The 18,830-nt window shown below is 61.5% G+C and carries 16 protein-coding genes; 12 read left to right on the top strand and 4 right to left on the bottom strand.

The features are described 5' to 3' along the window. Positions 1 to 49 precede the first annotated feature (49 nt). Positions 50 to 574, bottom strand: coding sequence for a hypothetical protein (locus H4V96_RS04465; protein WP_010395565.1), 525 nt, complete (start codon positions 572 to 574; stop codon positions 50 to 52). A gap of 230 nt (positions 575 to 804) precedes the next feature. Then, positions 805 to 1,134, bottom strand: a complete 330-nt coding sequence (locus H4V96_RS04460; protein WP_280720723.1) for a hypothetical protein — start codon at positions 1,132 to 1,134, stop codon at positions 805 to 807. Positions 1,135 to 1,440: 306 nt separating this feature from the next. Here H4V96_RS04460 and H4V96_RS04455 point away from each other — a divergent pair, with 306 nt between their 5' ends. The 11 genes from H4V96_RS04455 (at position 1,441) to H4V96_RS04405 (ending at position 13,307) form a co-directional block, all read left to right on the top strand. Beyond that, positions 1,441 to 2,313, top strand: a complete 873-nt coding sequence (locus H4V96_RS04455) for a BadF/BadG/BcrA/BcrD ATPase family protein (protein WP_010395561.1) — start codon at positions 1,441 to 1,443, stop codon at positions 2,311 to 2,313. Positions 2,314 to 2,315: 2 nt separating this feature from the next. Next, on the top strand, positions 2,316 to 3,050 hold the full coding sequence (locus tag H4V96_RS04450) for a GntR family transcriptional regulator (RefSeq protein ID WP_070346539.1): 735 nt from the start codon (positions 2,316 to 2,318) through the stop codon (positions 3,048 to 3,050). After that, complete coding sequence (gene nagA, locus H4V96_RS04445; RefSeq protein WP_010395558.1) at positions 3,047 to 4,159, top strand: N-acetylglucosamine-6-phosphate deacetylase; 1,113 nt, start codon at positions 3,047 to 3,049, stop codon at positions 4,157 to 4,159. Before H4V96_RS04450 ends, nagA begins: the two co-directional genes overlap by 4 nt. Next, on the top strand, positions 4,149 to 5,162 hold the full coding sequence (locus tag H4V96_RS04440) for an SIS domain-containing protein (RefSeq protein ID WP_010395556.1): 1,014 nt from the start codon (positions 4,149 to 4,151) through the stop codon (positions 5,160 to 5,162). Before nagA ends, H4V96_RS04440 begins: the two co-directional genes overlap by 11 nt. Before the next feature lie 88 nt (positions 5,163 to 5,250). Further along, a complete protein-coding gene (locus H4V96_RS04435; RefSeq protein WP_196855326.1) occupies positions 5,251 to 6,507 on the top strand; it encodes an extracellular solute-binding protein in 1,257 nt (418 codons plus the stop codon). Positions 6,508 to 6,514: 7 nt separating this feature from the next. Continuing rightward, positions 6,515 to 7,384, top strand: coding sequence for a sugar ABC transporter permease (locus H4V96_RS04430; protein ID WP_280720722.1), 870 nt, complete (start codon positions 6,515 to 6,517; stop codon positions 7,382 to 7,384). A 13-nt stretch (positions 7,385 to 7,397) separates the two neighbouring features. Next, positions 7,398 to 8,246, top strand: coding sequence for a carbohydrate ABC transporter permease (locus H4V96_RS04425; protein ID WP_280720721.1), 849 nt, complete (start codon positions 7,398 to 7,400; stop codon positions 8,244 to 8,246). Then, on the top strand, positions 8,243 to 9,271 hold the full coding sequence (locus H4V96_RS04420) for a glycoside hydrolase family 3 N-terminal domain-containing protein (protein WP_010395546.1): 1,029 nt from the start codon (positions 8,243 to 8,245) through the stop codon (positions 9,269 to 9,271). The genes H4V96_RS04425 and H4V96_RS04420 overlap by 4 nt, the downstream gene beginning before the upstream one ends. Positions 9,272 to 9,328: 57 nt before the next feature. Continuing rightward, on the top strand, positions 9,329 to 10,675 hold the full coding sequence (locus H4V96_RS04415; protein ID WP_070345668.1) for an MFS transporter: 1,347 nt from the start codon (positions 9,329 to 9,331) through the stop codon (positions 10,673 to 10,675). 14 nt (positions 10,676 to 10,689) lie between these two features. Further along, a complete protein-coding gene (gene ugpC, locus H4V96_RS04410; RefSeq protein ID WP_196855328.1) occupies positions 10,690 to 11,835 on the top strand; it encodes a sn-glycerol-3-phosphate ABC transporter ATP-binding protein UgpC in 1,146 nt (381 codons plus the stop codon). A 158-nt stretch (positions 11,836 to 11,993) separates the two neighbouring features. Next, positions 11,994 to 13,307 (top strand): hypothetical protein, encoded by a 1,314-nt coding sequence (locus H4V96_RS04405; RefSeq protein WP_196855329.1) that lies wholly within the window; start codon positions 11,994 to 11,996, stop codon positions 13,305 to 13,307. Between the two features lie 134 nt (positions 13,308 to 13,441). Here the strand turns inward: H4V96_RS04405 and H4V96_RS04400 are convergent, their stop codons facing one another. Together H4V96_RS04400 and H4V96_RS04395 are read right to left on the bottom strand one after the other, a co-directional pair. Beyond that, entirely contained in the window at positions 13,442 to 14,563 is a 1,122-nt protein-coding gene (locus H4V96_RS04400; RefSeq protein ID WP_196855330.1) for a heparan-alpha-glucosaminide N-acetyltransferase domain-containing protein, read from the bottom strand. A 246-nt stretch (positions 14,564 to 14,809) separates the two neighbouring features. After that, positions 14,810 to 17,473, bottom strand: a complete 2,664-nt coding sequence (locus tag H4V96_RS04395; protein ID WP_070345670.1) for a TonB-dependent receptor — start codon at positions 17,471 to 17,473, stop codon at positions 14,810 to 14,812. A 388-nt stretch (positions 17,474 to 17,861) separates the two neighbouring features. Here H4V96_RS04395 and H4V96_RS04390 point away from each other — a divergent pair, with 388 nt between their 5' ends. Next, the gene (locus H4V96_RS04390) at positions 17,862 to 18,602 is read left to right on the top strand and encodes a GntR family transcriptional regulator (RefSeq protein WP_010395533.1); all 741 of its coding nucleotides are present in this window, start codon (positions 17,862 to 17,864) and stop codon (positions 18,600 to 18,602) included. Positions 18,603 to 18,830 lie beyond the last annotated feature (228 nt).

Below are 18,830 nucleotides of genomic sequence, written 5' to 3'. Positions count from 1 at the left end.
AGACCCTGCGGATGGAACGATCAAAATGCGCGACAGCAAGCCGATACCTTCATCGGGTGCGGGCCGGCGGCAACGGCTTGTATTTGGCGCAATACACTTTCGCCTTGCTACGGAAGTAGACGATTTTACTGCCAGGCATGGAGCCGCGGACGGGAAAAGCGGAATTGTCGAGCTTATTAAAACGCAGGCCCGAGGCGCTGCGGATGGCCGGCTCCAGCTTTTCCGGCGTCGAATCGGCCACCACGCCCATGAAGACAAGGGCGCTGGTATCGTCGCTGACGATCACGTCGGTCACGGGCGCGCCCCACAAGGTCGCTTCCGTGCGGAACCAGTAGGCACCGCCTTCATGCTTGTAGGCAGGACCGAAGGACGTCAGCAAATAAGCATAGAAGGCCTTGTTGTCGATCTGATCTATGCATAGCACGGCATTGCCCACCACTTGCCCGAACGTCGTCGGCGCTGCCTTTTGCTGTGCCAGTACGCCGGACACGGGTACACCGAAGGCCAGCAGGGCAAACGCCGCCGCTACGGCCGGCGCAGGCCACGAGCGCGTCCATGCACGGCGCATGCGCATGATCAGTGCTTGCGCTCGTCTTTCTTGACCTTCTTGGCTTCTTTCTTTTCCTTCATGGTCTTGGCCGGTTCCTTCTTGGCTTCCTTCTTACTGTCCTGTGCCTTGCTCATCATCTACTCCATACTTGGGCGGAAATGCCTGACCCATTATGACACTCCCGCATGAAAATACCAGCCGAAAAGCAAAACGGCCGCACACGGCGGCCGCTCCCATCATACGCGCGTATCAGTCTAGTGCAGGCACAGGCGACGACGCGTCTTTTCGATCAGCGCTGCATCATAGGGATACAGGTTCTCGATAAAGAACAATTCCGTTTCCGCCTCATCTTCCAGACACATTTCGATCATCACCGGACCATCGCTTTCGCGACCCAGGAAATCTTTCGGCCAGCGGTTCTTGCGGTGCGTGCGCATCATTTCCATGCCCAGCGCGGCCAGCGGCGCCGACACGCCAGCGGCCAGCGCCTCTTGCTGCCAGTCGTCCCAGTAATCGCTCTTTGCTGCCTTGTCGTTCATCATGCTCTTCCAACTCAGGTGTAAAAGGCCGACTTTACTCTTCATGGCGCACCTTGCCAAGCAGGCATACAAGCAATGTTGCAACATCAGACATAGACCACTGAAGAAAAATTGGCATTAAACAAGGCCAATTTCAATACCATTCACGACATACAAAAAAACCTTTATTAACAATGACTTGCAATAATTCCATCAGTCGTGGCACGACATGGGACCAGGCATTGATTAATACCACTTAAATACCTGTTGACAAGCCATCGAGGCGACAATATAGTGCCTTCAGCTTTTTCGCCGCCCGACAAATAAAAGAACCGAGACAGGCGCAATCAACCATATGCGGGACTGCACAACATGATCGAATACATAATCGGCGTCGACGGCGGGGGCAGCGGCACCCGCGTACGCCTGGCGCGCCTCGACGGCCAGGAGCTGGCTCAGGGACAAAGCGGTCCTTCCGGCCTCGGACTGGGTATCGAGCGGGCCTGGGCTTCCGTCGCGCATGCCGTCACCCTGGCCTTGCGCAGCGCCGGCCTGGAACAGCCATCGCTGCAGCGCATGGCCATCGGCCTGGGCCTCGCTGGCGTGCACAACAAGCAATGGGCCGCCAGCTTCATCGCAGACAATCCCGGCTATGCCTTTGTGGCACTGGAATCGGATGCCCTGACCACCCTGCTGGGCGCGCACGCGGGCCTGCCGGGTGCGATCGTGGCTATCGGCACCGGCAGCGTGGGCGAAGTACTGCATGCGGACGGCAGCCATCACGAAGTGGGCGGCTGGGGTTTCCCCTCAGGCGATGAGGCGGGCGGTGCCTGGATCGGCATGCGCGCCGTCAACCACGTGCAGCAAGTGGTCGACGGACGCTTGCCCGGCAGTGCCTTCGCCACGGCCGTCATCGACGCCTGCGGCGGCCAACGCGACGCCATGCAGGTCTGGCTGGCTACCGCCAGCCAGACCACGTTCGCGCAACTGGCGCCGCTGGTGCTGGAACACGCGGCCAGCAATGCGGTGGCGCATGACATCCTGAGCGAAGCGGGCCATCAGATCGCCCTCATCGCCAGAGCCCTCGACCCGACTGGCACCTTGCCCGTGGCCCTGTGCGGCGGCCTGGCGGCGCCCTTGTCAAGCTACCTGCCGGCGGCGCTGTTGCAACGGGTCGTGCCGGCACAGGGCGACTCGGCGGCAGGCGCCCTGCGCCTGATACGCAAGCATTTGCAGGAGCAATGAGCATGCTGGCCAAACTGTCTGCCTTCAAACCCAATCCGGCCAGCGACACGCCGCTCTATATGCAGTTGGCGAACATGCTGTCGGACGGCATCGCCAGCGGCGACTGGCGCGCCAACCAGGCCTTGCCCTCGGAGCGCGTGCTGTCGGAAATCCTCGACATTTCGCGCGTCACGGCGCGCAAAGCCATCGACATGCTGTGCGACCGGGGCATGCTGACGCGCAAGCGCGGCTCGGGCACCTACATCACGCCCAAGCTGGAACAGCCGCTGTCGCGCCTGACCAGCTTTTCGGAAGAATTGCGCCAGCGCGGTTTTACCGCGGGCTCGCGCTGGCTGCAGCGCGATATCGGCGTGGCCGCGCCACTGGAACTGCTGTCACTGGGCCTGTCGCCGCACATGCCGGTGGCGCGTCTGCGCCGCCTGCGCACGGCCGACGAAGTGGTGATGGCGATCGAGACGACCACCATCCCCGCGCTATACATGCCGGACCCGCAGCAAGTGACCGATTCGCTGTACGGCTACCTGGAGTCGCGCGGCACCATTCCGATGCGCGCGCTGCAGCATATCCGCGCCGTCAACGCCACGGCGGAACAGGCCAAGCTGGCCAATATCAAGACGGGTGAAGCGATGTTACACATCACCCGTGTCAGTTATCTCGACAACGGCGCAGCGGTGGAACTGACCCACTCGTATTGCCGCAGTGATTATTATGAATTCGTAGCGGAGTCGCGCAGATGAGCAGCACTATCAAAGGCAATATCCTTACCCCCGGCGGCTGGATCCACGGCGCCATCGCCTTCGGCGAACGCGTCGACAGCATCACCGGCGATTCGCGCCACCCGTCGAACAACAGCGACGATTATATTTTGCCCGGCTTTATCGACCTGCACGTGCATGGCGGTGCCGGCAAGGACATCATGGAAGGCGGCGAAGCTGTCTACACCATCGCGGCCATCCATGCGCGCCACGGCACCACCAGCCTGCTCGCTACCACCATGACGGCGCCGCCCGAAGATATCGACATGGCCCTGACGGCCATCGGCATCGCGGCCAACAACCGCCGCCCGAACACGGCGCGCGTGCTGGGCGCCCACCTGGAAGGCCCATACATCAATTCGGGCAAGCTCGGCGCGCAACCGAACTACGCGCGCGCTGCCACCCTGGCCGAAATCGAACGCCTGCAAACGCTGGCCAAACTGCGCGTCATTACCGTGGCGCCGGAAATCGCCGGCCACCTGGACCTGGTGCGCGCCCTGGCCGACGCCGGCGTGCGCGTGCAGATCGGCCACACGCTCGGCTCCTATGAAGATGGCGTCGCCGCGCTGGAGCATGGCGCCATGGGCTTCACGCACCTGTTCAACGCCATGAGCGGCCTGCATCACCGCGAGCCGGGCATGGTCGGCGCCGCCCTGGCGCACGCCGAATACGCCGAACTGATCCCCGACCTGCTGCACGTGCATCCGGGTGCCATCAAGGTCGCCCTGCGCGCCATCCCGCGCCTGTACTGCGTCACCGATTCGACTGCCGCCACCGGCATGCCGGACGGCGAATACATGCTGGGCCGCCACGCCGTGCAGAAATGCATGGGCGGCGTACGCCTGCCCGACGGCACCCTGGCGGGCAGCACCCTGACCCTGGACCAGGCGCTGCGCAACCTGGTGGCACTGGGACTGGACCTGGCCGACGCGTCCAAGCGCGTGTCGACCAACGCCGCCGATTATCTGGGCCTGGAAGAACGCGGCCGGCTGGCCCCCGGCACTTACGCCGATCTGGTGGTACTCGATCGCGATCTCAAACTCAAAGCTGTGTATATAGAAGGAGAAATCTGTGACCTCAATGATGCTTAAAGAAGCCATTTCCGCCGCCGAATGCGTCGCCCTGCAACTGGCCAGCGACACGGATCGCTACGCGGAACTGGGCCGCAAATTGAGGAGCACCTCGTTCTCGACCGCGCTGACCATCGCGCGCGGCAGCTCGGACCACGCCTGCAACTACGTCGCCTACCTGATCATGGCGCGTCTGGGCCGTGTCGTGGCGTCCCTGCCGATGTCGCTGGTGACCTTGAACAAATCGCCGCTGGTAACGCGCGACACCCTGGCCATCTCGATCTCGCAATCGGGCCAGAGCCCGGACGTGGTCGAGCCGATCCGCTACTTCCGCGACGGCGGCGCTACCACCGTGGCCCTGGTCAACGACATCGATTCGCCGCTGGCGCACGCCGCCGAGTGGGCCATGCCCCTGCGCGCTGGCAAGGAACAAAGCGTCGCCGCCACCAAAAGCTTCATCACCAGCCTGGTTGCCGGCGCGCGCATGGTGGCCCAGTGGCAGAACGACCCCGAGCTGCAAGCAGGCCTCGAAGCGCTGCCCGAAGCGCTGCTCGGAGCGACCCAAGTAGACTGGTCGCCAGCGATTGACGTGCTGGCGCCGGCGCGCAACATCATGGTCGTGGGACGCGGCATCAGCTTCCCGGTGGCCCTGGAATCGGCCTTGAAATTCAAGGAAACCTCGGCCCTGCAGGCAGAAGCCTTCAGCGGTGCCGAAATCAAGCATGGCCCGATGGCCCTGATCGAAGACGGCTACCCACTGCTCATTTTTGCAACGCGCGGCCCAACCCAGGCCGGCCTGCTGCAACTGGCGACGGAAATGCGCGGCCGCGGCGCCAAGGTCCTGCTGGCGGCCCCCGCCGACGTGGCCGAACGCGACCTGACCCTGCCCGTGGCGGCCACGCCGGATCTCGACCCGATTGTCGCCATCCAGGCCTTCTACGTGATGGCGGCAAAACTGTCGGCCGCACGCGGCATGGACCCGGACGCACCGCGTCACCTGAGCAAAGTAACAAAAACAAACTAAGCAATACCCAACCCGAAAGCGAAGACTGGGGTCGGCTCCTAAGGGGCCGACCCCGGCACTTACGGGGCCACTGGCCGGGATAATAATAATGATCAAGAGACTGTTGGCAGTGTTTGCCTGCGCGGGCCTGCTCGCGCCACAGGCATGGGCTGCCGAGAAAATCGAATTCTGGACCTTCAGCATGAAGCCCAAATTCACGCCCTATTTCAGCGCGTTGGTGGCGCGCTATGAGGCGCAAAATCCCGGCCTCAAGATTGAATGGATCGACTTCCCGTGGGACGTCATCCAGACCAAGCTGGTCACGCGCATCGTGGCCGGTACGCCGCCCGCGCTGGTGAGCCTGAACGTGCCTTGGGCTGATGAATACGCGCGCGACGGCTTGCTCACGCCAGTCGATGGCCTGATCGCGCAGGCACGCGCCAGCTACATTCCGAGCGCGCTGGAAGACCTGCGCTTCAAGGGCCACACCTACGGCTTCCCCATGTACAGCAATGTCGCGGTGATCGCCTTCAACACCGCCATTTTCAAGCAGGCCGGGCTCACGCGCGGCCCTGCCAGCCTGGATGAACAACTGGCATTCGCGCGCCAGATCGCGCAACGCACGGGCAAGGCCGGCATCGCCCCAGCGCTCTCTAAAATCGACGGTCTGTTCATGCAGCAGGGCCTGGCCGTCATCGTCGACAAGCGCGCCGTCTTCAATTCGCCGCAGCACGTGGCATTGGTACAAAAACTGGCCGACACCTACAAGGTCGGCGGTCTGCTGAAAGAAAGCCTGTTCGCCGAGGATAACTTTCCCGCCGTGATCGATGCTTACAAGGGCGGCCGCCTGGGCATGCTGCTGGCACCGCCGACGGCCATGCAGCGCATCGGCGGCGATGCGCAAGACATCTACGCCATCACCGACGTGGCGCCCGCGCCGCTGGGCCCCACCGGCATTGCCGATGGCGGCTGGCTGGTGCACTTCGCCATTCCGAAAGGCGTGCCGGCGCGCCTATTGCCATCGGTCGGCAAGTTCGCGCGCTTCCTCACGAACGACGAAAACCAGTTGAACTTCGCGCGCCAGGCCAGCGTCTTCCCGACCACCATCAAGGCGGCGGCCGACCCGTTTTTCCTCGCCACGCCCAAGGACGCAGGCGCGGCCGAAAAGGCCGTTGCCGCTGGCGCCCTGTCGATGGGCCACTCGCGCACGCTGTACGTGGCCGGCATCGATGACTACGACGAATTGCGCCGCTCGCTGGTCAAAGCCGTCGAGGCGGGCGTCACGGGCAAGCAAGATGTCAAGCAGGCGCTGGACCAGGCCGTCGCCATCTGGAACAAGAAGCTGGCCACCCTGCCACGCCACTAAGGACACCATGAAACTCGCTCACCGCCACAGCGTGCAAGCCTGGCTGTTCCTCGCCCCGGCCCTGCTGCTGCTGGCCGCCTTTTCCTTCTGGCCCGTCGGCTACGGCTCCGTGCTGGCCTTCACCGACTACAGCCTGATACGCGAGACGCGCTTCGTCGGCCTCGATAACTTCCGCTACATCTTCAACAACGAGATGTTCGTCTCGGGTTTAAAGAATTCGCTGGTGTTTTTGCTGATGGTGCCTTTCGTGCAGGTGGGCGCCATCGTGCTGGCCGTGCTGGTCAACAACCGCCTGCCCGGCATCCGTTTGTTCCGTGCCGCCTTCTACGTGCCCGTCGTGACCACCGTTTCCGTGGTCGGCATCATGTGGGGCTTCATGTTCCATGAACAAGGTGCGCTCAATTACGTGATGCTGACCCTGAAACTCGTCAACGCGCCCGTGGGCTGGCTGACGAACGACAGCCTGGCCCTGTTTGCCGTCATGTTCGTCACCCTGTGGCGCGGCCTGGGCTGGTACATGGTGATGTACCTGGCGGCGCTGCAGTCGATCCCGTCGGACATGCAGGAAGCGGCCATGCTCGATGGCGCCAACCGCTGGCAGCGCTTCTGGAAGATCACCGTGCCGATGCTGCGCCCGACCATCATGCTGTGCACCATCCTGTCCGTGCTGGCGGCATTGAAGGCTTACCAGGAAGTCGACGTGCTGACCCAGGGCGGCCCGATGAATTCCACCTTCACGGCGCTGTACTATGCCTACGATCAGGGCCTCAAACATTTGAAACTGCCGCGCGCGCTGGCCGCCAGCTTCGTCGTGTCCCTCTTTTGCATCGGCATCGCCCTGCTATGCCTGCGCTATCTCAAACCCAGGCATCGCTGACAGCGGAATGACCATGAAAACCCGTTCCCGCCCCATGCAAACACGTTTGCAGCACCTAGTCCAATACACGGGCCACTATGCCGTGCTGTGCGCGATCGCCGTCGTCTGCGTCTTCCCGTTCTGGTGGACGCTGGTGACAGCCATTTCCACGCAGGGCAATATCTTCGCCTTTCCACCTACCTTCTGGCCGAAGGCGCCGTCGCTGGAAAACTTCGTCGAAGTGTTCAAGGCGATTCCCATCTGGTCATTTTTCAAGAACTCGGTGCTGATCGCCGTGTTCACCGTGTTCTGGAAACTGCTGCTATGTTCACTCGCCGCGTACCCGCTGGCGCGCCTGAAATTCCGTGGCCGCAAGCTGGTGTTCGGCCTGATCCTGGCCACCCTGGTGCTGCCATCGGAAGTCAATTTCCTCGTCAACTTCATCACCATCACGCAAATGAGCCTGGTCGACACCTACACGGGCGTCATCCTGCCCAACGTGGTGACGGCCGTGGCCATTTTGCTGCTCAAGCAGGCGTTCGAGGAAGTGCCGCAAGACCTGATCGATGCGGCCAGAGTCGACGGCGCCTCCGAATGGGTGATCTTCAGCCGCATCATGCTGCCCCTGATCACACCCTGGCTGGCCACCGTCGGTATTCTGACGGCTGTGGAATCGTGGAATGAATACATCTGGCCCTCCATCGTCATGAGCAAACCCGATGAATTTCCCCTCTCGGTGGGCGTGCTGTATTTGCGCGGCACCTTCGGCAGCAGCACGCGCGTGATCGCCGCCGGCACCCTGATCACCATTGTGCCTACCCTGCTGGCGTTCCTGTTCACCCAGCGCTTCTTCATGCGCGGCATGGACGGCGCCGTCAAATGAGTGCCACCATCGCCACCGACCTGCGCCGGCTTGCCGGGCAGTTGCTGATGACGGGCGTCGTCGGCACCGAGCTCGATGCAGCCACGCTCCAATGGCTGCAGGCGAACGGCGTGCGCGCCGTGTGCCTGCGCGCGGGCAATCTGCGCGATGCGGCGCAACTGACGCGCCTGAGCGCGCACTTGCGGCTCGCCCTGGGCCCGCAGGCGCTGATCGCCATCGATACGGCCGGCATGCCCTCAGCCTATCCGGCCTGGCTGCCACAGCCACCGAGCGCCATGCAACTGTGTGCCTTGGGTGACGCAGAACTGGCCAACGGCATGGGCGCGGCGACGGCACGCGGCTTGCGCTCATTGGGCATCAACTGGCTGCTGGCCCCCCTGATCAATCTCGACACCGGCGCAGCACAGGCACCTGACGCTGCGCAGGCGTTTGGCGGCGATCCTGCACAAGCGACCGCCATGACGCAAGCCTGGACGGCGGGCTGCCAGGCCGAAGGCGTGGCGTGCTGCGCCCGGCTGTACCTGCCGCAACCTGGCGCCAGCGCCATCGTGCCCAGCGTCGCCAAGATCCGCTCGCAGCTGGAAGAACACGATTTCGTACCGTTTCGCCAGGCCGCCGCGCAGACGGCCTCGATGATGAGCGCGCACGTAACTTATACGGCACTCGATGCACGCCAACCCGCCAGCCTGTCGCCTGCGGTGATGCATGGCTTGCTGCGCCAGCAGTGGGGCTATGACGGCGTGCTGCTGACGCCCGGCATAGCCGCGCACGGCGAGCATGTCGGCGCGCGCGCCCTGGCCGCCGGCGCCGACATGGTCCTGCTGGCAGATGCGGCGCAGCTACCGGCAGCGCTGGCCGCCGTCAGCGCCGCACTGGCGTCTGGCACCTTGCCGCTGCAAGGCGTGGGTGCGCGGCTGCAGCGCCTGGCGGCACTGGCCGCACGCTATCCGGCTGGCAGCGACGTATACGCGCAGGAGGCGGCTGACTGCATCATCATGGCCGAGGCCAGGCGGCGCTGCCAGTAAGCGCGCTTTTTTACCGACCGCAATACCCGACTTTCAAGACGACCCGAGGAAGCATCCATGAACCACAAGACCAATAGCAATAGCAGTAGCAAGGGCGGCATACGCAGCCCGATTTCCTGGGTGCCCACCTTATACTTCGCCCAGGGCTTGCCGTTTTACGCGGTCGCCCTGGTGGCCGGCCTGATGTTCAAGAGCATGGGCGTGCCGAACGACCAGATCGCCCGCTGGACCGGCCTGATCGGCTTTGCCTGGGTCTTCAAATCGCTGTGGAGCCCCTTCCTGGAGCTGGCGTCGAGCAAGAAGAGCATGGTGGTGCTGTTCCAGTTCGCCGGTGGCCTGAGCCTGGGCCTGATCGCGCTGGCGCTGCAAACGCCGCTATGGTTTGCCGCCTGCATCGCCGTGCTGTTCGTCGCCGCGCTGGCCTCGTCGACGCACGACATCGTCTGCGACGGCCTCTACATCGCCAGCCTGTCGGACAAGCAGCAGGCGGCCTACGCGGGCTGGCAGGGTGCCTTCTTCAATGCCGGCAAATTCATCTCGCTGGGCGGCCTGGTGATCCTGGCCGGCTACCTGGAGAAAGAAATCGGCATCAAGCCTGCATGGTCGGTGATCTTCCTGATCATCGGCGCGATGATGCTGTCGCTGGCCGCGTACCACCTGTGGGCGCTGCCGCAAGTGCGCAACGCGGCCGTGGCCGACAAGAGCGTGGCAGGCATCAGCCGCACCTTGTGGGACGTGCTGGTGGACTTCTTGAACAAGCCCGGCATCTGGGGCATGATCGCCTTCATCATCCTGTTCCGCGCCGGCGAGGCGCAAGTGCAGACCATCGGCCCGTTGTTCCTGCGCGAAGCGCGCGAGCTGGGCGGCCTGGGCTTGTCGACGACGGAAGTGGGCGCCGTGTACGGCACGGCCGGCACCGTGGCCTTTTTGCTGGGCAGCATAGGCGGCGGCTATTTCACTTCCTGGCTAGGCTTGAAACGCGCCATGTTCTTCCTGATCCTGGCCATGAATTTGCCGAACCTGGTGTTCTATTACCTGAGCCACAGCATGCCGACCGATCTGACCCTGATCACGGCCGCGCTCAGCGTGGAAATGTTCGGTTATGGCTTTGGCTTCGTGGGCCTGATCCTGTTCATGATGCAAGTGGTCTCGGTCGGCAAGTACCAGACGGCCCACTATGCGTTTGCCACTGGCGTGATGCAGCTCGGTTTCGTGCTGTTCAAGATGATCAGCGGCGACATCCAGACGGCGCTCGGCTACAAGACCTTTTTCCTGTGGGTGCTGGTGTCGGCCCTGCCCGTCTTGATCCTGTCGCGCTTCATGCGTATCGGCGCCAAGGCAGATGCCGGCGAAACTGCCCCCTGCAAGGCCGATACCCCCCAGACGCCCGCCAGCGCCAGCTAGGATAGAACCATTACATGGCACACATCGTTTTAAACAATATCGTCAAGCGCTACGACGATAAGCAGGCCGTCATCCACGGTATCGACCTCGCTATCGGTGACGGCGAATTCGTCGTCTTCGTGGGGCCGTCAGGCTGCGGCAAATCAACCCTGCTGCGCATGATCGCCGGGCTGGAAGACATCAGCGACGGCGAGCTGCATATCGACGGCCAGCTGGCCAACGATATCGCGCCGGCCGCGCGGGGCCTGGCGATGGTCTTCCAGAGCTACGCCCTGTATCCGCACATGACGGTGTTCGAGAACATGGCTTTTGCCCTGAACCTGGCCGGACACAAGAAGGCGGAGGTGCGCGCCGCCGTCGAGCGTGCGGCCGAGATCCTGCAGATCACGCCTTTGCTCAAGCGCAAACCCAAGGACCTGTCGGGCGGCCAGCGCCAGCGCGTGGCCATCGGCCGCGCCATCGTGCGCAAGCCCAAGGTGTTCCTGTTCGACGAACCGCTGTCGAACCTCGATGCCTCGCTGCGCGTGCAGATGCGCGTGGAGATTTCGCGCCTGCACCAGGAATTAAAAACCACCATGATCTACGTCACGCACGACCAGGTCGAAGCGATGACACTGGGCGAGCGCATTGTGGTGTTCAATGGCGGGCGCATCGAGCAGGTGGGTAGTCCGCACGCACTGTACAACCATCCCGGCAACCTCTTCGTGGCCGGCTTCCTGGGCGCGCCGAAAATGAACTTCATCGCTTGCGAGGTCGTTGCCTGTAGCCGCCGCACGGTGGCCGTGCGCGTGCCCGGCGGCAGCGTCATCGAGGTCGAGGCGCAAGGTGACGCCGTGGTGCCAGGCGAGCGGCTGACGCTGGGCGTGCGCGCCGAACATATCAGCCTGCGCGAGCATGCTGATGTGGGCAGTCATGCAGAAAACAACGTGCTCGACGCCGCCGTCAGCCATGTCGAATACCTGGGCGACGTGGCCATCGTCTACGCCAGCATGCCAAGTGTGGCCGAGATGCTGGCCGTCAAGCTGCCGGCCGAGGATGGCTTGCGCCGCACGGGCGAGACGCTGCGCCTGTATCTGCCGCCGCAACGCTGCCTGCTGTTTGATGCCAAAGGGCAAGCACTGGCGCACACGTTTGCCGCACCAGCCCAGCAGTTTATGTGACAATAGCCGCTGTTTACGATGCCATCGCCCTTGGACTTCAGCGGGCGCAATGGCGGAAATATATTTTTTAAGATTCCCTGCCCCTTTACGATGCTGCTGCGCGATGCTGCGGCAGACAGTGCCGGTGCGTATTTTTGTTATTGATTGAAGGATAAGCCATGTCCCAATTCCGTCTTGCCCGTCTCAGCCTGATCCTCGCTGCCATCGGCATGAACATCCTGCCAGCCCTGTCGCACGCACAGGACACCAAGCCAGCCGCTGCCGCCGGTGCGCCCGCTGCCGTGCCCGCAGACACGGTGCGCCCTGAAGTATTCAAACTGCTCGATCCGACCGCCGTGAAGGCCTCGATGGATGCAAAAAACTACGACGATGTGCAAAGCCGCATCGACCAGACAGCAGCCATTCCCGCCCTGACGCCCTATGAATTGTTCGTGCTGAACCGCCTGCGCGTAGCGCTGGCCTCCACCACCAACAATAAGACGATGGCCATGACGGCACTCGAAGCGGTGATCGAATCGGGCAAGCTGGAGAAGAAAGCCCAGGGCGACTTCATCCAGGCGCTGGCGAACTACCACTACAACGCCAAGGATTACCCGAACGCTATCAAATGGTTCACCCGTTACCAGACGGAAACAGGTGACTTGACCACCGTGCGCCCCTACATTATCCGCGCCTATTACTTCAGCAATGATTTCGCGCGCGCGAAACAGGAACTGATGGCCGACCTGAGCGCCAAGCAGCAAGCAGGCAAGACGCCGTCCATCGAAGAATTGCAATTACTGGCCAATACGGGCTCGAAGAGCAAGGATCCGGCCACCTACCTGATCGCCATGGAAAACCTGGTGCGCTACTTCCCGTCGGACGATTACTGGAGCGATCTGCTGGGCCGACTGCAGGGCAAGGCTGGCTATTCGGACCGCTTCGCGCTGGACGTGCTGCGCCTGCAATTCAAGGCCGTGGCCACCATGCCGCCGCAAGATTACAGCGACATGGCTGAAATTGCACTGCTGAACGCCTTCCCGACGGAAGCGAAAAAAGTCCTCGACGCGGGCTTTGCAAAAAGCGTGCTGGGCACGGGTGCGAATGCTGCCAAGCACAAGAAACTGCGCGACCAGGCCAACAAGGCGGCCGCCGATGATGCGAAAAGTATCGCCAGCGGCGAAGCCTCGGCCATGAAGAGCAAAGATGGCACGGGCTTGATCAACCTGGGCTACGCCTTCGTGACGATGGACCAGTTCGACAAAGGTATCGATCTGATCCAGAAAGGCATCGCCAAGGGCGGCCTGAAGCGCCCGGAAGACGCCAAGCTGCGCCTCGGCTACTCCTACGCCATGGCCGGCAAGACAGACGACGCCATCAAAGTCCTGGAAACAGTCAAGGGCGGCGACGGCGTGGGTGACCTGGCGCGCTACTGGATCCTGTGGCTGAACCGTCCTGCCACGGCAGCGGCGACACCGGCAGCGGCACAGTAATTCCTGCTCCCTAGCGTAAGCGCAAGGCAGTCCCCGGCTCAGGCCGGGGCTGCTTTTTTTTCGACTTTTTTCATCCATCCGGCGATAGCTGAACATCGCTACCCTGTCGAAGCGGCGAAGCTTGATGTGGCGTGTCAGACCTTGATGTAGATCTTGCGCTTGTCCATCGCGTAGGCGATCAGCCAGCACAGCAGCATGAAGCTGACGGCAAACAGCAGCGAACCCACGCGCGCCGGAGCCCAGCCCGTGAACCACTGCTGGTACAGCCACTGGTACAGATTGACGCCACCGACACGCACGGTAAACGCGATGATCACCAGCACTTCCGAGACCAGGTAAATGAACAGGGTGTTCTTGCCGTAGACTTCAAAGAAATAGGTCCAGCCCGTCATTTGACGCACGTCGATGATCAACATCAGCGAAGCGAGCAGCAGCAAATCGAGGCCTATGCCCAGCATCACATAAGAGCTGGTCCACAATTTTTTGTTGATCGGCAACACTTCATTCCAGCACAGTGCCACCACCACGCAGATGACGCCAGCCACCGCCAGTTGAAGCAAGCTGAAACGCAGCTGCGCCGGCGCCGTCTGGCGTAAAAAACTGCCCACCAGGTAACCCGCAATCACATTGACGATCGCCGGCAAGGTGCCGAGTATACCTTCCGGGTCGAAGGCGATGCCTTCGCCGTGGTACAAGTGGCTATCCCCCAGCAGGATCAAATCGAGCTTGGCCGGCGCATTGCCGTGCAAGCTGTAATCGCCCCAGGTCGCCAGAATGGCCCAGTAGCCGAGCAAGGCAGCGGCGCTGAAGAGCAGCGCGCCGCGTGTCTTCCAGTAATGCAAAATCAGGGCGGCGGCCAGGTAGCACACGGCGATGCGCTGTAGTACGCCGGGGATACGCGTCTGCGACTGGGACGACCAGGCAAACTGGCCCGCATCGTCAATCTTGAAGAAGGGGAACCAGTACAGCAAGAAGCCCAGTAAAAAGATCAGCGCGCTGCGCTTGCACAGCTTGGCCAACACGGCGCCATGGCCCAAATTTTCATATTTCCCCAGCGCAAAGGCCAGCGCATTGCCGACGACAAACAAAAAACTGGGGAAGACCAGATCCGTCAGGGTAAAACCATGCCATTCGGCATGCAGGAACGGCGCATACACGCTGCCCCAATCGCCGGGCGTATTGACGACAATCATCAGGGCCACGGTCAGGCCACGCAGGACGTCGAGGGCGAGGTAGCGCTGAGATGCAATGGTCATAATAATGCCATGAAAAAATATCTATCCACCAGCGGCTGGACCAGGAGCGATACCGCTGAAGGCCAGTGAAAAGGGCTGGCAAGCACCGATAGCGTAGCCTGCCATACGGAAACTGCCGCAGGATAGAAAAGGAGGAAAAACTTCACTCACTGAGCAAAAAAGGCAAGCCCCTGAAACAGGAACTTGCCTTGAAAAGACCGAGGAAGACTTGGCCCGGTGCATGTGCGCCAGGCCAGCTCGTATTGCTTACAGCTTGCCGCGCAGGCCCAGGTAGAAGGTACGGCCATTGCTGTAGAACGCGCGTGGCTGATCGCGGTTTTCAGCGTACATCTTAATGGTCGTGTTCGTCAGGTTAAGCGCATCGAACGTGACCGTGAAGTGTTCGTTGATCTTGTAGTTGAGCGAACCGGCCAGGCCGCCCGCACCTTCGACGTGCTGGCTGGCGCCACGGTCCACGCCCGCCTTGTAGGACGAACGGTAGTTGTAGGCCAGGCGTGCGCTGAGAGCATTGGCCTCGTAGAAGGCCGTCAGGTTATACGTACTGCGCGATGCGTTGACCAGTTCGTCACCGTTGTCCAGCTTGCCATCAGCATAGGTGTAGTTGGCCAAAATACCGAAATCGCCGAACAGCGGTTGCTGATAGCTCAATTCCACGCCCTTGTTCTTGCCGCTGGTGTTGAAGGGCGACGTGATCAGGTACACGGCATTGGCATTGCGCTTGCTGTTGAAGTAAGTGGCGCTGGTGGTACCGTTCGACACGACCGATTTCAAGTCCATATAGAACAGGCCCACCGAAACGGCCGACTTCGGCGCGAAATACCATTCGGCGCTAACTTCAGCATTATCCGACTTGACCGGGTTCAGCTTCACGTTGCCGCCTGCACCGCTCAATGCATCGTCGTTCAGCGATACCGAGCCGCCCAGCGCGCTGTAGTCAGGACGGGCGATGGTGCGCGCTACTGCAGCACGAACGACCACGTCGTTGCGCACATCGAACTTGATGTTAGCGCTAGGCAAGAAGTCATTGTAGCTGCGCTCGTACAGGTACTGCGAGTACGGACCCCAGTCGGAACCGGTGATCGGGCCGCCAGCCTGGTTGACCAGCGTCGACTGCTTGGTGTGCACTGCGCGCAGGCCGAAGTTACCGCTCCAGTTGTCGCCCGTCAGATTGGCCATGGCGTAGGCGGCCGAGGTTTTTTCCTGCAGCTTGAATTCGTCGGTCCAGTTGTGGCGACGCACGTAGTCGAACAGGCGGTTGCCGTTGGCCGCGCCCCAGGCGCCCAGTGCTGCGCCATCGTACTTGAAGTAGTTGCTCGACAGGTTGCCGCCCAGGTTGCTGGCGAAGTCGCTCGGGTACATCGTGCCATTCCAGACCGGGCCTGGATTGGAGAAGCCCAGTGCGCCCGGACGAGTTTCAAACGGATGCTCGGCAGAGCGCGTGTGGTCGGTCATACGTCCACCGAACTTGATCGAATCCCAGATACCCGACGACAGACGCAGCTCGGCGTCGATCTGGGCATATTTTTCCTGGTCAACGGAACGCGATTCACCACCGCCCGCCCATGCCGTCGAGCCTGGCTTGGTGGTGGTGCCACCCGGGTAGGACACGCTGGCCGGGCTCATGCCGTTCAACTGATAAGTCATGCCACCATCGACATTGTTCTGATAGTAGACATCGTTGCGGTCATAGCCGACGCCATGAGTCTTGCCCAGCTTGCCACTCAGGGTCAGGTCCTTGGTGGCGCGATACTTGAAGTTGAAATCGAGGTAGTACGATTCGCCACCGGCGTCAGGACGGTAGATATTGTCGACCTCGCCCGAATTGGTGCCAAACGTGGCAGCCGTCAGGGTACCGCTCTTGACCGTGTAATTGGTCGGTACCTGGTTGGCGCTGTTGATCGAGTTCGCCGGCGCGGCCAGCCAGTTGGTATTTTGATGCGGTGCCTTCAGTTGCGAATAGAAGCCGTTCACATCTAAGGTCAAGTCCTTGTTCGGCTTGAATTCGATGTCGAATGCGCCGCCTTCACGGGTTTTCTTTTGCTCGAACAGGCTGGCGCCGATAAAGGTTGGCACTTTCACACCGGCCAGTTCTGGACGAGCCAGGGCCGCCTTGCTGGTAGCGGAGATCGGCGTGTAGCCGAGGATTTCCTGTCCATCGCGACGCACGGTCGATTTTTGCGAAAATCCCTGTACCATGATGCCCAGGGTGTTCGTGTCATTCTTCCAGTTCACCAGGCCGGAAAACTGCGGATCGGTCTTGCCGGCCAAGTCATTGTGGAAAGCCTGGATCGAACCTTCGGCCGTGACCTGGTTCTTGAATTCCAGCGGACGGCGGGTGATCACATCGATCACGCCCGAGACACCGCCTTCAGGCAGGTCGGCCGTGGCGCTCTTGTGCACGACGACGGAGCTCACCAGTTCCGATGGCAGCAAAGAGAAGCTGCTGCTACGGCCCACGTTGCCGCCGAATTGGTTCAAGACGAACCAGTCGCCCGTGCTGATGGCATGGCCATTGAACAGGGTTTGCTGGAAGCTGGGGCTGGTGCCGCGCAGGCTGACGCGGTCGTTTTCACCGAAGCCACCTTCACCACCGGCCGACGATTGGGTATTCACACCTGGCAGGCGCTGGATAGCGTCAGCCACGTTACGGTCAGGCATCTTGCCGATATCTTCGGCGGTAACCACTTCCACCACGGAATCCGCATTGCGTTTTTGCTTCAGCGATTTTTCCAGTGAGGCACGCACGCCGGTCACCGTCACTACGGTGGACACGTCGTCGGCCGGTGCTTCCTGCGCCTGCGCCGAAAAGGCCAGGCCGGCGACCATCACGGCAACAGCCGTAGCGATCGGCGTACGGCTACGCGATCCGGATTTCACGACGGCAGCTGCAGGTGTCAAATTGCGTTTCATGTACTCCCCCTTGATTTAGGCTCCAGGATTGGATCCTTTTCATTTTTAACGTAGGTCTTCTTTCCAGCCCGCCCACTTTCGCCGGTACGCTGCAGACCCTTCTGTACAACCACTTACAAAACCAATTCAACGCCAATATACTACTATCCAATACCAGAACACTACCAGTTACAACTTATTTTTTATAACGTTGTTTGAATCACACACACCACTTCAGCTAAATCGCTGTGTAGCCCTTGCAAGCGCGAATAAATACCAGTGAGGCGCGCTCAAATTGCCGGAAGGACAATTCAAATTGGTTTTATAACGGTCTTTTTTGGTATTATCCAGCGACACAAAACAGATACAGAGCGCGTCTGCAACGCGCCGTAACGGAGACCCTCAGCGTATGACAACCCTGGCTCACATCATGCAAGGCCTGGGGCAGACGAGTAGCCTGCCCCTGTACCAGCAACTGCAGCGCGCTTTGCGTGAAGCGATCGACAAGCGCATCCTCGGCCCAGAAGAAGCCCTGCCGGCCGAACGCCAGCTGGCCAGCGACCTGGCCGTCTCGCGCATCACCGTGCGCAAGGCCATCGATGGCTTGGTCAGCGAGGGCTTGCTGGTGCGCCGCCCCGGCTCGGGCAATTTCATCAATACGCGCATCGAGAAAAATTTCGCCAAGCTGACCTCGTTTTCCGAGGATATGCGCGCGCGCGGACGCACGCCGCGCAGTGTCTGGCTCAAGCGCGCAGAAGGCACGGTCACGCCTGAAGAGGCCTTGCGCCTGCGGCTGTCGCCGGGCGCGCCCGTGTACCGCTTCCACCGCATCCGCTATGCCGACGAGGTGCCGATGTGCCTGGAATACGCCACCATCGTCGCCAGTTGCCTGCCATCACTCGACGCCGTCGACATCTCCATGTATGACGCGCTGGAACAGGCGGGCAACCGGCCGGTGCGCGCCTTGCAGCGCCTCAGCGCGCTGTTACTGACGGGAGAGCAAGCCAGCCTGCTGCAGGCGCAAGAAGGCGACGCGGGCTTGTCGGTGGAAAGGCTGGGTTTTTTGCGCGATGGCCGCGCCGTGGAATTTTGCCGCTCCTACTTCCGCGGCGATATGTATGACTTCGTGGCCGAATTAAGTACCAATTAATACCAGCGGCGCGCATTTCCCAATACCAGATAGCAGCACTTATTGCAGTGCAATATATGTACCCGCAACACGCCTGTTATTAGCACGGCAATGGGGAGCTCGTCGGCGGCGATTATATGGCGGGCCCCGAAAGAATATATAGAAGGCGGCGCCATGCAGTTTTGCGCATCGCAGCAAAATCCAATATTATTCATTCGGCAGCGGGCGCGGTGCGGTCGTCCACCTACA

The sequence above is a fragment of the Janthinobacterium sp. CG_23.4 genome, assembly GCF_029892305.1.
In the GTDB taxonomy this organism is placed as follows: Bacteria; Pseudomonadota; Gammaproteobacteria; order Burkholderiales; family Burkholderiaceae_D; genus Janthinobacterium; species Janthinobacterium lividum_D.
Note: the sequence above shows the minus strand (reverse complement) of the source record. Positions and strands in the feature narration are given on the sequence as shown.

What these genes read in the sequence shown, in the direction of transcription:
- H4V96_RS04465 (WP_010395565.1), bottom strand. Translation starts at nt 574, where the DNA reads ATGCGCATGCGCCGTGCATGGACGCGCTCGTGGCCTGCGCCGGCCGTA.
- H4V96_RS04460 (WP_280720723.1), bottom strand. Translation starts at nt 1,134, where the DNA reads ATGAAGAGTAAAGTCGGCCTTTTACACCTGAGTTGGAAGAGCATGATG.
- H4V96_RS04455 (WP_010395561.1), top strand. Translation starts at nt 1,441, where the DNA reads ATGATCGAATACATAATCGGCGTCGACGGCGGGGGCAGCGGCACCCGC.
- H4V96_RS04450 (WP_070346539.1), top strand. Translation starts at nt 2,316, where the DNA reads ATGCTGGCCAAACTGTCTGCCTTCAAACCCAATCCGGCCAGCGACACG.
- nagA (WP_010395558.1), top strand. Translation starts at nt 3,047, where the DNA reads ATGAGCAGCACTATCAAAGGCAATATCCTTACCCCCGGCGGCTGGATC.
- H4V96_RS04440 (WP_010395556.1), top strand. Translation starts at nt 4,149, where the DNA reads ATGATGCTTAAAGAAGCCATTTCCGCCGCCGAATGCGTCGCCCTGCAA.
- H4V96_RS04435 (WP_196855326.1), top strand. Translation starts at nt 5,251, where the DNA reads ATGATCAAGAGACTGTTGGCAGTGTTTGCCTGCGCGGGCCTGCTCGCG.
- H4V96_RS04430 (WP_280720722.1), top strand. Translation starts at nt 6,515, where the DNA reads ATGAAACTCGCTCACCGCCACAGCGTGCAAGCCTGGCTGTTCCTCGCC.
- H4V96_RS04425 (WP_280720721.1), top strand. Translation starts at nt 7,398, where the DNA reads ATGAAAACCCGTTCCCGCCCCATGCAAACACGTTTGCAGCACCTAGTC.
- H4V96_RS04420 (WP_010395546.1), top strand. Translation starts at nt 8,243, where the DNA reads ATGAGTGCCACCATCGCCACCGACCTGCGCCGGCTTGCCGGGCAGTTG.
- H4V96_RS04415 (WP_070345668.1), top strand. Translation starts at nt 9,329, where the DNA reads ATGAACCACAAGACCAATAGCAATAGCAGTAGCAAGGGCGGCATACGC.
- ugpC (WP_196855328.1), top strand. Translation starts at nt 10,690, where the DNA reads ATGGCACACATCGTTTTAAACAATATCGTCAAGCGCTACGACGATAAG.
- H4V96_RS04405 (WP_196855329.1), top strand. Translation starts at nt 11,994, where the DNA reads ATGTCCCAATTCCGTCTTGCCCGTCTCAGCCTGATCCTCGCTGCCATC.
- H4V96_RS04400 (WP_196855330.1), bottom strand. Translation starts at nt 14,563, where the DNA reads ATGACCATTGCATCTCAGCGCTACCTCGCCCTCGACGTCCTGCGTGGC.
- H4V96_RS04395 (WP_070345670.1), bottom strand. Translation starts at nt 17,473, where the DNA reads ATGAAACGCAATTTGACACCTGCAGCTGCCGTCGTGAAATCCGGATCG.
- H4V96_RS04390 (WP_010395533.1), top strand. Translation starts at nt 17,862, where the DNA reads ATGACAACCCTGGCTCACATCATGCAAGGCCTGGGGCAGACGAGTAGC.